Raw genomic sequence first — 15,864 nt, forward strand, 5'->3', positions numbered from 1 at the left:
ATGAACTAAAACTTCCATTAATCGATGCGCCTAATGGATGCCTCAATGAATCTTGCTCAAGCCAAATTTAGCTCCGGAAATATTGTGAGCTATCAGGATTCGCCAGCAAAGGTTCTGGTGGTACTTCCTAATGATTGCAGTCGAATTAGAATGCTGATCGACTCAGTGGAAGTCATTGCTGAAAATAAAGAGCTTAAATTTCTTGCTGAAGCTCCCGGCGAAGATTGGGAAGATGAGGAGTATATATTTTTTGCTAAAAAACGTAACGCGGCTTCTTTCGAAGAGATCGAGTTATCAGAAGTGAAGCAGTACGTCACATCCTTGTATCGCGCCAAAAAAATTAAACTTCCAACCGCGTGCAAAATGCTCGGATGCCAAAAAACAACCTTCTATAAAATATTAAATAAATCAGCTGGCGCTCATGGATCTGTCGCCCTAATCAGAGACATACGCGGCAGGAAAATTGGCACAAAAATACTTTCTAAAGAACAGGAGGAGATAATAAGAAATGCAATATCTATGAAATACAAAGGGAGGGCTGCATCGTACGCGGTGGTATATCGTGCGGTAAAGGATCTATGTGCTGAGCATGGGGTGAATACACCTAGCCGAACTGCAGTAGTGAAAAGAATTAAAGAAGTACCTGAAAATATACGTTATCGCTTAAAGAATGGAGCCGAGGCAGCCGCAGAAAAATTCGGGGCTAAGCCTTATAAGTTGGTAACTAAAAGGGCGCTAGAAGTGTTTCAAATGGATCACACTTTAGTAGATCTCATCATCTGCGACGAAAGCAGCCGAACCCCACTGGGCAGACCTTGGTTAACCTTGGTGATGGATGTGCATACTCGTGTGATTGTAGGTTACTACATTGCTCTTCATAGCCCCTCAAGCGTGTCTGTTGCTTCTGCACTCAGCTTTTCATTAATGCCGAAGCATGATTTGATGAAATCAATTGGCTGCGGAGATATAGAGAATAAATTTTATGGAAAGCCGGAGGCTTTACATTTAGATAATGCGGCTGAGTTTAAGACGTTAGGCTTCCAGAAGGCTTGCTCTAAACACAAAATTAAGTTGGTTTGGCGCCCTATAGGTAAAAAGCACTATGGAGGGCACATAGAAAGACTGATTGGCACTCTCATGATTGGACAGGTGCACCTGTTGCCAGGAACTACTTTTTCTAACGTTAAACAGCGCAAAGGATACAATAGTGAGAAAAGCTCTGCGCTGACCTTGAAGGAGTTTTGTAACTGGTTTGCGCGCCAGGTTGTTATATATAACGGAACCAGGCATTCGGCTTTAAAGAAAAGCCCTATAGATGCGTGGTTAGAGAATACAAAAGAACAAGATCACAAAATCTACACAAGCGGCGAAATATTTAGTTTCCGGCTTGACTTTATGCCAGAGGAAACAAGATGCATTACACCTAAAGGTATTGTTTTTAAAGGTAAATACTACTTTAGCCCTGCACTGCGATCATATATAGGGCTAAAGGACGTCTCGCTAAAGTTCGATCCTTACTCACTTAAAAAAATATGGGTAATGCTAGACGGCTCTTATATTGAAGTTCCGTACTCTGATGTCACGACAGACGACCGTACATATGAAGAGTATTACGCTGAAACAATGGCTGGAGTGACAAATCAACCAACTTGGTTGTCTGAAGAGCGCACAGCAGGGATAAGGAAAGCCAATAACAGCCTGGTAGTTGATGCCTTGAGAAAAACAAAGAGGACAAGAAAGTCAAGAGCCGCAGTCAAGGAGTATGTTGATTACACAAATTCGATGTTTCCTTCTCGAATTGAAAACACTGCAGAAGGATCACCTTTAATTAATTATAGCAAAAAGCCGGCACCATTTAGGAGTGAAGATTAAATGAATGTTGATCATGTGAAGGAGACTAAAAGATGGATGTTTAGTCTATCTGACCAAGATCGCATCGATAGAATTTTGAAACATTTTTGGGTAAGTTACCCCCAAGCAGAAAGCATTATACTTATTATCAGGAATATGATTGCTGCACGTGGCAGGGTACAGGCCCCTTGTCTTATGGTTTCAGGTGATTCAGGCTCGGGGAAATCCAGCTTAGCAAATCATATAAAGGATGTAAGTAAGGATTGGAACATGAAAATCGCTTTCATGTCCTGCGTCGAAAGGAGCGATGGGTTAAAGTTCAAAGAATCCGTTGTGTCTGCATTGGGAGCACCAACTGTACCTGGAAGGTCGGCTAGACAAGGGTATCCGGGAGAGCTAGAAAAATACATCCGAATTACGGGTGTCCGGGCACTAATCATTGATGAATTTCATGATGCGATGTTGGTGCAGAAGTCGGATCAAACAAAAAATCTTTCATTTCTCAAAGGGCTAACGGGTGAGCCCTTTATGCTAACGATTATAGCTTTGGGGACTCCACTGGCAGTTAATGCGCTGAAGATTGACGACCAGCTGTTTAGGCGTTTCGATTTCATTCATCTGCAGAGCTGGGAGGAAAACGAAGTGTTTCGTAGTTTTTTGGCTGCTATAGAAGAGAATTTGCCACTAAAGAAACCTTCAGGTCTTTATCAGAAAGATATCGTAAAATATCTGCTCTCTGAATCGAAGGGGAATACAGCCTCGTTACTTGACATCGTCCGGTTTGGAGCAATTCAAGCGGTGAAATCTGGCGAAGAACGTATTACCGTTGATTTGCTTAAGACAGGAAGGTCTATGCGCTGGATGTACGGAACCGCGTTAGGCTGACTCATGAAGATAAAGACATTGCCGAGGGCTCATTGCGGTGAAACATTTGTCTCATGGATGTACCGGTCTGCAGTTAATAAAAATTGTCCAGCTGTTACATTGAGTGATATCAATGACTACGTTGGAAGTTGGCGTGTAGGAGATCTTAGTATCGACGTAGATTTCGATCTTGAGGCTGCTCCTTTCGCCACGCTGTGTAGTAGCATAGGTATAGACTTACGCTGTGCGATTCCATTTTTTTCATTGCCCTGCGACACGATTGCACTATCGTATTGGTTTAGATACGCATATTGCGCTGAATGCATTGATTCAGATGTAAAATTGTTTGGATTTCCTTATTGGCGAAAGGAGTGGTGTTATGTCGATTGTCCGTGCTGTTTGTTGCACGGGAGGCTATTATCAATATTGAATGATGAAAGTCATACGGATGCACACAAGCCATGGCGAGCTTTTGCCAATGAAGAAAATAGCTTACTAGATAGTAGTTACCGTGGAGCTGCTAACAAACATCATCAGCCCATACTCCCTCTGCGAGACAATTATGCATGCCGAGTGCAGCATTTCATTTGTTCTGCCAGGCGCAACCAAAGTGTTTATGTTCCTCGCTCTGGTTGTCAGGTAAGTTCAAAACATGTATTGCAATGCAGTAATATTTTACTTTCTACATTTTTGTCTGTACGCACAGAAAGGTGGCTCGGGGGTATTGCGCGCCAATTGGTGACAGAGATACCTGATAAAATTTATCACCGCACCTATAGTAAAAAATCTCGCATGCTGCTAGGAGTGGAAGAAGCCATTCCCTATATACGTCTTGTCGCAATTTTGTTGGTTGGATGGGTTTTTGGAATAATAAGCGATAATGAGTTATTGAGAATTAAAGGCTACGCTGAGCGGGAATATTACTGGCTGCCCGATTCGATAAAAGAGCTTGGCTACTTAGCAGCGTCATTTGGTAATGAAAAAGAGTTTATTTGGTATGTCAATTTATTCAAACCGCTTTCACTAGACTTGAAAAGAGGATTGCTACCGTTCTTCCTCGGGGTGAATGTAAGATATGAAGAGGACATGAAGTCGGTCTTAGGCTATCGGAAGAGTGCTTTTGGTGTCGAATCAAGAGATGAGCAGATTTTGCGGTGGTTAGACTAAGAGTCTTCTCATAAAACAGAAAGGGGGGCTGGCTTACTTTCTAACTCGCTGACCAACTGGCCACGGCTATCAGTCTCTTTAGTCAATCAGCTAAAATATTTGTTTTCCCAAATGCTTTAACTTTTTGTTCACCTTAGGTTAGGTTAAGGTGCCCCAATCCGCCCGTATTCTTTGGGCTTGCAGGACTTGAGATCGGCGCTGCATTAGTCAAAGCGTCCCCTAAACTAAACTCAGCCTTTTAGCTCATCTCGCCCAGGCTTGAGGGGCAGATCTGTATCCACCAGCTGCAGCGCATTCACGCAGGAATCGCCCGGCCGTTGCCATGGAGGCGTCGCTCTTCGTGCAACCGTTTCGAGCATTTGCGCATATCACGGGCAGGTAGACCCTGTGTATAGCGCTAGGTAGAAACGGCTCTGGTCAAAAAGAAAACTCGTCGCCAACAATCCGCTAGAGTACTTGGTTAACTCTGACTAACCTTGCTTCCACCAACCAACAGAGGAACGCAATATGTCAGTCAGAAACAAGACCCAGCAGCAGAACAATCATCACTCCAACCAGCTCAACCGCAATCAGGGCACAAGTGGTAGCAACCAGGCTAACTCGAAAGTTAACGGAAATCGCGGCAAGCAACTGAATCCTAATCAGAGATAAACTTGGATAAGCAGGGACGCTTTTATGGAGCCCGTAATGCAACGCCAGTACACCTACCCGACGCTGGGCGAGGCGATTAAATTTGTTTTCGATGCTACGGGTCTGTCCAGCGGCAAAGATTTGCCTGCGGTTGAAGGCAGCTCGTTTCATGATATGAACATCAAGACACTGAACAAGCAGCTCAATCGACTGGCTGAAGAAAGCGGTGCGCTTCAGCCTCAGCTTGAATCGTTGCTCAAGCTTTACACAGAGGAACTTGGTATCTACGTGACCTGCCCGGTCATGCGGGCGCAACTCGCTGAACTCTTCAATGACCTGTATCAGCCATACCGCAATACGCTCAAGCAGTTCAGTACATTTATGAGCAAGCAGGCAACAGTGCGTTATTTGCTAACCACATTTGCAGTCAGAAGCTGTGTAGTATCTTGGCAGTTGCAAGCGCTTGCCACTTCAGCCGCTAATAATCAGCAACCGCGACCCACACAGCAGTTCTGGTTCCTACCGCAAGAGGAGGAGGGCGAACTGGTTTCCCCCCTGCACAATGCGCTGCGGTGGGCCTACAATATCTGCGGATTATCCCAGGCCCAGTTCCATCGGCCTACTGGGTTGGCCGACCCGTCCGGACAGCTAGCGCGAAACCTGGACACGTGCCGACGGTGGAAATTGCTCGGCAAGGCCAAGCCTCCGAGCTTACCCGCCCTATACCGGAACCTCGTGCAGAGCTTCGAGGCTTTAGATCGTTCAGGCAACCCGATAGCGCCGGAGCTGCGCCAAGCAATTATCACTAGTGTGTCTGTGGCTCGCATAGCGACCTATGTGGCTCACAGCATCGAGTCCACGTACGGTCGTGCTTACCTGCTCGATATATGCCATCAGCTAAAGCTGTACTCCAACTGGCTGGCGCCCCATATAGAGATCGCGCAGGCGAAAGCGGATCGTCTTGCGGAGCACGCGCCCATCCCTCAGCTAGGCCCAGCGAAAACTCGTAGTCACTACGCACTGCGTGAAATGAGCGCATATTTGAGCCAATGCGATGAGGCCAATGCATTCATACAATCCAACCGAGGCTCCGATGGCTCCTACAACCCACTGTGCATCGACTGGGTCGAGAAACAGTTGGGCCCCTTCGCCGCGCGTATAGATCAGGACATCACTAGTCGTTGGGTATTGGATAAGCCTAGCGGCTTCGATGAGCTGATGGGGGAAGCTAGTGCTATGCGTCGGTGCGGCACAACTACGCAATCGGCGATTGATGAGCTTGAGGTACGGATGAAAAATGCTGGCGTGGCCGAACGGGTGCCTTGGGTGCTTCATTGGCTACGCGCTGTGGTTCATTACAACTCCGATCACTTTAACGAAGCAGCGGAGCACTACGTCGCAGCGTTCCAGTTTGGTCGGTACAGTGCCGGTGATCACCAGTACTTGCTCATGAACCAGTATCTGGAAGCCATGGCCAAGACCAATCGGTGGCTGCAGTTCAAGCAAGGCGTATTCTGGGCCAATTACCTTGGCCTGAAAGTTCGGCACTTGCGTGATCGAGAGCTTACAGAGGAAAACATTCGCTTTGCATTCACGATGCTGGGAATGCAAAACGCAAAGTATTATCAGATGTAGCGTCCGTGCTAGAGCGTTTATTACGTCGAAGCTAGTGCTTTAGCGGCTCACATAGGTTAAGTCATTTGGGGTTAGGGCACCAAACAAACCAACTGAGCCGCTATGTTGCATGAAAATGTGTACATAGCGTTTTCATGCATATTGCGGAATCTACTAACGGCACGCTAACGCGACGTGCCGATTGGCATAGTCCGACTAGCGACAGTTGCCTGCTTTCCGATAACCGCCAGCAACAGCTTTTGCTTCGGTAGCGAACGGTACTTGGTTTTTTGGAGATACCTTATCGTAGCTAGGACAGCCCTCGGGCAGGTGGTAAATCCTACTGTTGCGGTTGCCGATGACTACACCCACATCGGCCTTCTTAGAAGGCATTGCTGTCGCACGCGCAGGAATCGCGCTAACGAGTCCCTCGCGGGTCGGTTTGTGTCCAACACCCCAAGAACGATCGCCGGTGATGAACGGATTCGGGTGGCCCATGACCTTGGCGGTTCGGGTGTTCCACTCCTTTTCCCAGGTGGTTACGGGGTACTTTCGATCCCACGCCGTAAGCAGCTGCTGCTGTTGTCGTGACATGGAAAGCCCATACCGGTCGAACATGTAAAACGTCGCCCGTGCCACGATGCCTTTGGCCTCGTTTCGTGGTTCGGCGGCACGCTCTTTAAAGTCAACCCGCGTCATACACGCCCCGTACTGTGGCGCTATGCCGGTGACCATGCCGTAGTTGAAGTTGCTACGGTCACCATTAACCTCACCAACAGACGGGTAAAGGTTGAACAAATCTGCCTCCATTGCTCGGAACACCGGATCATCTGCTATGCAGTTCTCCCGTCCGCCGTTCTGCCAGCATTGGCGCTGATGCCCGAACGTCCATGCAGGCACGATGTGCTCCCACTCAATCCGAGCGGCGCGGTTCTGCTGTGCGCGTGTTTCGTAGCCGCAGGATTTCGGGTCAATCCTTCCTCCAGACTTGCCAGTCCATGTCCATTTGCAGCCGCAGTAGAGTTCACCCTCTGCGCTTGAGGCTTGGTCGAAGAAAATCTTCTGCTTGGCCAGCACTTTGGCTGCAGCGAAGTTGGATGGGGCGTCAGCGAGCGTGTTCGATGTGGACAGGACTGCGACCAGTGCCGCCATCAGAAAGCGAGTCATATGTGAAACGGCCATCAGAGAAACGACGCGCATTGTATTGATGAAAAATGCGGCCGTCTCGCTGGGCGGGTTCGCGGGCGCGACGCCGTCAGGTTTCCCGACTGATAGTTCGGGCAATGATTCTGCCAAGCTCTCTTGCCTGTTCGTGGCCCACATAGATCAAGTGTGGGCTTTCTATGACCTTGGTGCTTTCGCTGAGGCCCCTGGCGCGTACATATTTGACAGGCTTGGCTCCATGTACGAGCAATACTTGCGGATTGATCGAAGCTAGCAGGAATTCGAAGATCTCAGTCGACTTCTGGTGACTCTTCAGCATGCTTTCTCTGGCGGTGGGGATCGAAAAGATATTGGTCTCTAGAAATCTGATGGCACCGTAGTCGGTCTTGGCTTGATCCATAATCATCTGCATGGCCTTTCGCGTCCGACTGACCTTGGTGCGTGCAGAAAGATAAGCGTCCAGCCAGGTAGTCCGTTCAAAACCGTATCCAGGCCGCCAGAAATCCCAGAAATCTTGTTTCATGTTCGAGGCGGCGTTAACCCCGACAATGAAGGCTTGGCAGGTAAGCGGAGAGCCTTCGCAAACGAATGGGCGATCATGGAACGGGGCGCCCATGAGCGCGCGAAGTTGTGTTTCGAATTCGCTTATGTCCAATGCCCAAGCATCCCCAACGAAAAAACCTGCTGGAAAACAGGCCTTTTCAAAAACGGAAAATTAGCGATAGATCGCTACTGAGATTTTTCTGGATCCTCGTCCTAAAACAAGCGCTGCAGGCTGCTTGCGTGAGCCGTCACTAGCGAAGCGTTAAGCTCACTTACGGGCGTACCATGGCCCTGTACTTCTGGTCATCGCACATTCGCCTTCACCCGAATTACCTGCGTTTCTCGATTTTGTAGAAGCTGCCCTCAATCATCAGCCGCTTACGGTCTGAATTGACAGCATCGGTAATGGTGTTATCGAGTAAGACGAAGTGTCGGCAGTCCTGCTTTTTAGACTGCTCGAATATGGGACGAACTGAGCCGATGAATTCGGGGTAGCTCACGTTTGCGTTAGCTAGAATGCGTTCGATATTAGGCAGCTCGGCCGCATCCTGATTGCGGCTTTCCGGCCAGGCCGGACTGACCGTGAGCGCTTCATCACGCAGCACAAGCGAGAACAGTAGCTGAGTCTTGCCAGTGACCTCGTCCGCCCAGCAGGGCGGGAAATCCATACCGCCGCGCGCATCGAGCTTATTCTGTAGGTAAACCATCTGTCCGCGCAGGTTGGCGTTTTCACGCTTGAGCTCGACAGGGTTCAGTTTGCCAGTTTTGATCTCCCGGTACGCTTTAGCGTCAGCAACCACGGCGCTGGTTTGCTCCAGCCGGGTCAATTCGAGATCTTTTGGTGCCTGGGCGGCGATCAGCTTGCTTGCTTCCAGAATCTGGTCGAGTTCGGCTTCAATGGCCTTGTCACCAGGCTCAGCGCCTAGCTTTTCGCTGAGCTTTGACATAACAACCAGTGACGTTCGGACATGATCGAGCGGAGCGTTGCTATCCTGGCTCATCTTCTCCAGAACCTTCTCTAGCTCGACCATAGCGGTCAACTTTGCATCCTTTTCCTCGAGCAGCACCTTCAATCGCTCGTTCTCAGACTTGGCTTCGGCCGTTTGTACGAGCTTAGTGATGACCTCGTCGGGTTGTGTTGCACCTAAGGTTTGGAGTTGCTTGCTGATGAACTCTTTGGCTTGGGTTAACGCAGCATGTTGTTGCTGAAGTGCCTGCTCGCTCTGAAGTTGAGAGATGAGGTCGCCTTTCTCGCGTTGCAGGGCAACGACCATCATGCCAAGCACAAGCATTAGCAAAAAGGTGAGCATGAAGGCGATTTCGGTCAGTGAGAGCTGAAAGACCTGATCGTTCTTGCCTGACATCAGCTCTTAGCGCCTTCATGCAAGCTGTGGTCGATAGCCTCGGGAGAAGATGCGCCCGATTCAGCCACTGCGGCAAGAGTAGGGCCTTTGTGGGCCCCTTGTTGCACCAACGTACTCCTGATGACCTCATCAAGCTTGCTGGCAAGCCGATTCGAACTGTCGGTAGAGCACACGACCTTCTCGATCGCACCTGCAAAGCTTTGCTCGTTTTGCTCGAGCGCCGCTTTCATGATGTGAGCTGACGCAGTATTGCTTTGCAGGGCTTCGCGGATTTGTGCGCCCAGAGCTTCAGACTGTGCCCGCGAGTCATTGACCCACGTCGGAAGCAATTCAAGAGTCGCTTTCAGGCCATTGAGAAGTGTTTGTTGATCATCGTGGGTCTTCTCGGCAGTACTTAGCAGTTTGGAGGTGACTTGCTGACCTTGGCTGATCTGAGTGACCAACGCGCTGACCGAGTCGGACATTTGATTTGCTGACTTGGCCATCACGTTAAGGTTGGTGATTTGCTGGTCAAGGCGCTCATTTACAGTCTGCTGTTGTGCTGATAGACGCGTGATAGCCGCATCGCTTTGAGCCGATTGCTTCAGGGCCAGCTCATGACTGGCGCTGATGAGGCCTACCAGATGTGTTTGCTCCTCAGCAATGGAGCGCACCAGCTCCATGGACGAGTTCATAGCCTCACTCTGCTCATTGATTTTCGAGATACTCTTCTCGACAGCTTTGGCCGCGCCGTTGATATCACGCGTGACGAGGCGCATGACCTGACCAACATCGCCCGCCGAGTTGTTGAGCTCGTTGAGCGGCGTGCTCAGCTTCTGAGCAAATAAATCGTCCGGAAACGCAACGGCCTCGAGTCGAGCATTGACGGACTTGGTGAAGTCGCCAACGCTGGTGTCGAGTCGTACAAGTGATTCGCCTGTTTCACGGGCGTATTTTTCCACGACAAGGTTCAGGCTCATCGAGGATTTCTTCAGCTCCCGGATATTCTCAATGAACGCGTAATTGATCCGCTCGGACAATTCCTTGAAATGGACTGCCATCTGTTCGGACAGCTCTTTGGCGTGCGCATCCATGCGGGCAGCGCTCTCCTTGGCCATTTCATCGAAACTCTCACGGACGGACTTCACCGATTCGTTGGTCGCCGTTAAGACCTCGCCACGAAAATGAACCAGGGCCTGAAAAGCACGGGCATATTCGTCGGTTAGCCGGCGGGAAGCATCCACCGCGCTTTGCTCGTGGTTGCGCAGAGCATCTTCCATGTTGGGCCGGAAGCTGACCAGGATTACCCGAACCGTCAGCCCAACAATCGTACTGATCATCGCCACGCCGAATCGTGTGGCGATGGTGATCATGTCGTTCTTGATATTGGGCAAATCGATCAGGCATACGATGATCGAGGCGACGGTGAAAATGAAGCCCAGGTAATAGCAGGAATCAGCAAACTTCTCGTCTGAGACGTCGGAGGTCTTGTACTTACCTCCAATTACGACATACGCAAGCATGATCGTGATCGGAGCGACGAAGCCTGTGAACAGGAGTTCACCGAGCAGATAGCTAGCGACTAGGCAAACAATCTTGGCTACGCAAGCCGTCGCGAACAGAACCGGCAGCTTGATTTGAAAATCAGCTTCCTTACTCATGATTCATCCCTCAAAGGTATCGATTTCGACCAGCTCCGCGCCGCTATTGTCGAAATATTGCTCCCAAAATGCTGCCTGCTTGGTGGTTTGCAGATTTGGATAATTGATCAGGTAATTAAGGTGCACCTCAACTCCATCGAGGCTGGCTTGCGACTTTCGCCCATAGGCGCCAGCCGAGAACGTCTTGAAGTCGGGTAGGCTCTTGAACATGCTGAATTCAGGCATATGCGGCAGCATGTCAGAGAACACAACTAGAGTGCGGGGGCCTTGTGCATCCACGCGGTTAAAGCCATTGATGGCGGCCATTTGCAGCATCTCAAAGACAGGAGATCGGTCAGACGGCTTATCGAGCGTGATCTGCTGGCGTAACTGCATCAGGGGCGACCTGAACTCCTTGATGTACCGCGCCTTGATCTGAGCTGGGTTAGCATTGAGCTTGGATTTGCCTTCGCCAGTGCCTGGGTTGCACTTCTCGAAAATCGGCATAGCGTTGTCCGCAAAGGATTCGCCGAGCACAAACACAGAAATCATCTGCCCCTCAAGCACTTGCTTTTCAGCGAGCTCTTTGAATCGCTGAGTAAGCGCCTGGCGCTGAATGAAATTCATGGGCTCTGTATTATCGACTAGGACAACGGTATGACCGGTCGGGCCGGAGGCGGGGCACAGGGTCACCGGATCGGGCGGCGCCTCTGTGTTGAGCAGCAGGTACACCACTCCGGCCAGTAGTCCGGCAATGGCCAGGCCCACGAGCACGATCAGCACCAGAGTTATATTGTTCTTCTTTCTTGCAAGTTTGCTGCGACGGGCCATGAACGTTACGCCGATTTAAGATGATCGCGAAGGGGAGTGACCTGGTCATAACAGCTCACGAACGCGGACTTTATCTGGCCCCGGATAGGTTCGACCTCAGCCAGCAGCTCATCGAGCAGCGCTTCCTGGCGCGCGATGTCTATAAGGTCGTCCTGAAGATCCACTTCTTTGGCTTCAACCGGGGGAAGGAGAACCTTCTCGTTGAAATAAGCAGGAGCAGGGGTTTTGCGGTGAATGGTGTTCTCGGTTCTGAACAGCTCGATCAGCGCATGGAGCATATGCTCTGCCTTGCCCTGATAGTTGGTAAAACGTTGGCCTGCGAGAGACTTGTTCTCGGCGAGCTCTTTTAGCTTGACGATGTCACGTTTGGCAGTTTCCAGGGTACTGTCTAGCGTCTTTTCAAACCCCTCCTTTAAATCGCTCAGCTCATCGCGCACCAGCTCAACCTGACTGTCGTGCAGGGCGCGGGCTTCAATAACGCGGTTACTTGTGCTGCTGTATCCTGGGTAGATGTCACCCCAGGTGAGGCCCTTGACGAGCGCTAGGATTGAGAAGATCGCGCTCATCAGGAACAAGATGATCGAATCGATGCCGTGAAAGCCGAACGGCGAAGCGAGCATAGTCTGATGGGCGATTGCCATGGCATCACCATCAAGAGTCACTACTGCAAACGCATCTCTTAGATGGGTGGTTATTAGGGCGATACCAAACAGTAGTGCCAGTGCAGCCAGCAAGCTGATTACACCGATAAACTTGGCAAAAGTGTTGACGTGCCACAGGTACTTCAGGCCCTTTTTACCTATGAAGAAGCCGCCAAGCACGTTGATCGCGGAGAGCATGCCCGCATAGACAAAGCCCTGCGCTAGGCCGCCGGCAAGCCCAGCCGAGAAAAAGTAAGCGTTCGCAGCGCCTTCCAGGATTACGAGCAGGGCGATAATGAGAATCCACAGCCAGCGGGAGAGAGCACCCATGGGCTGCTTAGGCTCACGATCTAAGCGATTCTTGGCCTTGAAAAGCTCTAGCTGTGTTGTCAGCCGCTGAGCTTCGGCATCAAGCTGATGCAGTTCATGATCGTGAGAGGCAATCACATCATTGGCGCGTCGCTTGAATTCTTCCGATGACTCGCGGGCGCGGTTGATATCCTTGGTGACGTCAAGCTCTGACATATGCCGCTTCAGATACACCATATGATCGTGCGACCAGCCGATCACCTTGTGCCGGTATTCTTCGATACGCGACACGATGCGCTCTTCTATGGCACTGAGCCCCGTCTTGTCTTCCGGTGGGTTGTTGTGCACGCCCATCCGCCGCGCCTCGTCCACGACGCCCAGCTCTTTTTTCAGCTCATCGAAATCCAGAGGGTAGAGGGCAGGATTGTCGCCACTGGCAGGGGTGGCCTGCATCCAGCCAAACAAAGATCTGACAATACCCATACGTCCCTGTCCGAATATCGAGGATTAATCCGGGGCGATCAGACGCTTTTTTCAAGAAAACTTCAAGAGCGAGATACGCGTCTCGTTTTCATGACTAGCTAGTCACACATCGGGCCGAGGTGGAACCCGCTATCGTCTCGCGCAGGTGAAATTCTGACCAGATCTATGCAATTGCATGGGCGATGAGGATCGGGCAGATTAGCTATCACTTATCTCCGAGCCATCGTACCCATGGAGGGTAACTGCATGCGGGCTTTAACCAAGGAACAGGGAATGTTCGAGCTTACCTTGCTGAACGCTGAACACGCACAAGGGCAGCTCGACGACGTTCTGGTCGAAGGCCTAGCGCTTGGCATCCCCGCAGAGATTATGACTCGGCTGAGCACTTTATGGAGTCTTACCAAGGTCTTCGCAGGCGAGGTAATCGCCATTGGAAGAATCATCGTGACGCAGATCTTTGCATTCTTAAGGTCGCACCCTGGTATCGCTATCGGTGTGTTGCTTGGGGCTGCGGTTGGTGCTTTAACAGCAGGCATTCCCTTTGTTGGCCCTATGCTAGCGCCTCTTGCGTCCAGCGTTTCGATGCTATCTGGCGCAGCTATTGGTTCGACGGTGGACGCAGGAAATCCCTCTAGCGACCTGCTTGTGGCAATCATTCAGCTGGCCAGAAATTTCTTCGAACTTCTTCAGTCAATTTTTCTGGCTGTTCGAGATTACTACTCGGCGGGCTGAGGCGAAATATGGAAACCTATCTATCGAAGGTTCTGAGGCTTAGCCGAGCTCCGACTGAACATGCTCCGCGAAAAGATAATGTGGAGAGTGAGTCCGTAACTTCCTCAGACGAGCAGCAGGCCGAAGCTGCCAAACTGCACTTGGCATTGAGTAAGCTGAAAGGGCGCGATCGTGTAGGCGTAGCGGGGGAAACTGCTGCAGTGGTCGGAAGCGCTGCCGCAGGTGCCGCTTTAGCTGGAAGCGCTGCTACCGCAGCAGGTGCAAGCACTTTACTCGGCTCCACTACTTTAGCTGGAGCGCTAGGTGGCGTATTCGTGACAGCGACTCCGATTGGCTGGGTCTTGGGTTCTGCTGTCGTGGCCAGTGCACTAGGTTATGGAGTAATGAGGCTGGTGCGCTCAGGTAGCAAGCAGGATAGCCTGCGAGAGGAAGTGAGTGATCGGCTTAACGCACGAGCACGGAGTCTTGAAGAGCCGAGTCCCATTGATCGCGATCTAGAACTAAAGCGCTTGATTGATGAGCGAGTTGAGGCTGGCGTTATCACTCCTGATGCTGCGCACCGAGTCGTCGTCCTAGTCGAAAAAGGTTATTTGAGTCGAGACCTCGCGGTAGAACGCATTCGGGCTATCGATTCAAATGGTTCTACCACAGACTAGGGTAGTGCTTGATTAGAAACAGAACGCGGCGCAGACTCATCATCACGCGCTTTAATCTGACACCACTACCCAAGTGATATCGTTTTATGGGCGACTTTTTCCGTTCAGCCTCATTTATCCTAACTGCCTCTGCAATTATTCTTTATTTCTTTTTGTGGCTGCTCGGTGGAAGGCGCTCAGGTAAGCCCAAAGAGGGCGTAACCACATGGGGCTTTCTATGGGGCGCTGTGTTTTCGGCATCTTTTTATGTGTTTGTTGCTGTTGGATGGTATCGGTATGGGTTTAAAAAAACGCTTTTGCTAATGTTCGTTTTCTTATTTGTAGTATATGCGCCGGGCCAGATTATCATTGATGAGTCGGATCGTTTTTTTGTAACGAAGCTGGTTTTAATTGGCGCGCATGCTTTAGGAGGAATAGTGATTTGCCGGTTTGATCAACGCTGGCGTTGCAGCGCAATGGAAAAAAGGTGCCAGTCGAAAGCTAGCGAGAAGGCTGCGGAAGTTCTGACTGGTGCAAACATTGGGGAAAATAAAGTCTCCTAGCTACCTGCAACAGCCTACTAACGGCAATAGCCAAATTTTTCTTAAAGCCAGAAAATCGAATAACCATGGACGGAACCCACATGATCCCACCCTTGATGGCGGCCAAGCGTGGGCTGTACCAGCCCCGCACGATCTGTGTTTAAGCCTCATCTCGCTGCTTAGCATTGGCGAAGTAAAGACGCACGTCCCCGACAGGGGCACGCAAGGTTACCGACTGAAAAAATGGTGACGGGCTTTGGCTGGCATCGTTTCCACCGATGACCAATCGATAGATCGGAGCTCATTGCGTAAACCGACATCGATGCCTTCGCTAGTGACGCTTGCTTACCTAGCTGCTCCTGGAAGGAAAGTGGCCCACCAAGGGCAGCGGATGTTTCTAGTTGTTTGATCCCGCTTTCGCATGCAGTCACAACGTCCTTTGGATTTCTGCTTCACCTGTGAAAACTAGGTAACGGCCACTTGAGACTCACCGTTATGAGTCGCAGCTTCAGAACCGTAAGAATAAGAGGCGAAACCGTTGATGCAGCTTCGTTTTCTTATTGTTTATGGATTTTTAGACTAAGAGCTACATTCGTGATCTGCACGAGAGCTTTTCTTGAAGTGTAGGTTTAACTGGAAACTTGCACAGGCTTGCCGTCGACTATCCTGTAGCTCCTTTGAGTGAGTGTTATGGGGTTCGACGTGAAACTCTCTACCGTTGTGATCTGAGTGATGTCCGATAGGTCTCCGATATTAAGCTCTAACGCCCCACGATCATTTAGTGCCTCTGGTTCAGCGCCAAAGCATAGGCGGTACTCTCGCTGCCAAGCATACTCAATCGGTTTACGAAATAATCCTATCGGGCCGCGGTAGTC

General features: G+C 50.4%; 12 protein-coding genes. 6 read left to right on the plus strand and 6 right to left on the minus strand.

Annotated elements, in window-relative coordinates; all coding sequences use genetic code 11:
* Positions 1-45: 45 nt before the first annotated feature.
* The 4 genes from P5704_001600 (at position 46) to P5704_001615 (ending at position 6,147) form a co-directional block, all read left to right on the plus strand.
* Positions 46-1,872 carry a Mu transposase C-terminal domain-containing protein gene (locus tag P5704_001600; GenBank protein WOF79226.1) on the plus strand — a complete coding sequence of 609 codons (1,827 nt, stop codon included), beginning with the start codon at positions 46-48 and terminating at the stop codon, positions 1,870-1,872.
* Complete coding sequence (locus P5704_001605) at positions 1,873-2,736, plus strand: TniB family NTP-binding protein (GenBank protein ID WOF79227.1); 864 nt, start codon at positions 1,873-1,875, stop codon at positions 2,734-2,736. It begins immediately after the preceding gene.
* Positions 2,737-2,739: 3 nt separating this feature from the next.
* Positions 2,740-3,882: a hypothetical protein gene (locus P5704_001610; protein WOF79228.1), complete on the plus strand. Its 1,143-nt coding sequence runs from the start codon at positions 2,740-2,742 to the stop codon at positions 3,880-3,882.
* Between the two features lie 687 nt (positions 3,883-4,569).
* Positions 4,570-6,147, plus strand: coding sequence for a hypothetical protein (locus P5704_001615; GenBank protein WOF79229.1), 1,578 nt, complete (start codon positions 4,570-4,572; stop codon positions 6,145-6,147).
* A 195-nt stretch (positions 6,148-6,342) separates the two neighbouring features.
* Here the strand turns inward: P5704_001615 and P5704_001620 are convergent, their stop codons facing one another.
* The 6 genes from P5704_001620 to P5704_001645 form a co-directional block, all read right to left on the minus strand.
* A complete protein-coding gene (locus P5704_001620) occupies positions 6,343-7,278 on the minus strand; it encodes an endonuclease (protein WOF81148.1) in 936 nt (311 codons plus the stop codon).
* A 103-nt stretch (positions 7,279-7,381) separates the two neighbouring features.
* Positions 7,382-7,945 (minus strand): hypothetical protein, encoded by a 564-nt coding sequence (locus P5704_001625; protein ID WOF79230.1) that lies wholly within the window; start codon positions 7,943-7,945, stop codon positions 7,382-7,384.
* A gap of 217 nt (positions 7,946-8,162) precedes the next feature.
* Complete coding sequence (locus P5704_001630; GenBank protein WOF79231.1) at positions 8,163-9,197, minus strand: hypothetical protein; 1,035 nt, start codon at positions 9,195-9,197, stop codon at positions 8,163-8,165.
* Positions 9,197-10,837: a hypothetical protein gene (locus P5704_001635; GenBank protein ID WOF79232.1), complete on the minus strand. Its 1,641-nt coding sequence runs from the start codon at positions 10,835-10,837 to the stop codon at positions 9,197-9,199. The genes P5704_001630 and P5704_001635 overlap by 1 nt, the downstream gene beginning before the upstream one ends.
* Positions 10,838-10,840: 3 nt before the next feature.
* Entirely contained in the window at positions 10,841-11,647 is an 807-nt protein-coding gene (locus tag P5704_001640) for a hypothetical protein (protein ID WOF79233.1), read from the minus strand.
* Positions 11,648-11,652: 5 nt separating this feature from the next.
* Complete coding sequence (locus tag P5704_001645) at positions 11,653-13,080, minus strand: hypothetical protein (GenBank protein ID WOF79234.1); 1,428 nt, start codon at positions 13,078-13,080, stop codon at positions 11,653-11,655.
* A 273-nt stretch (positions 13,081-13,353) separates the two neighbouring features.
* Here P5704_001645 and P5704_001650 point away from each other — a divergent pair, with 273 nt between their 5' ends.
* Positions 13,354-13,812, plus strand: coding sequence for a hypothetical protein (locus tag P5704_001650; protein WOF79235.1), 459 nt, complete (start codon positions 13,354-13,356; stop codon positions 13,810-13,812).
* A gap of 742 nt (positions 13,813-14,554) precedes the next feature.
* Positions 14,555-15,010: a hypothetical protein gene (locus P5704_001655; GenBank protein WOF79236.1), complete on the plus strand. Its 456-nt coding sequence runs from the start codon at positions 14,555-14,557 to the stop codon at positions 15,008-15,010.
* Positions 15,011-15,864: the final 854 nt, after the last annotated feature.

The organism is Pseudomonas sp. FeN3W (assembly GCA_030263805.2).
Classification (GTDB): domain Bacteria; phylum Pseudomonadota; class Gammaproteobacteria; order Pseudomonadales; family Pseudomonadaceae; genus Stutzerimonas; species Stutzerimonas stutzeri_G.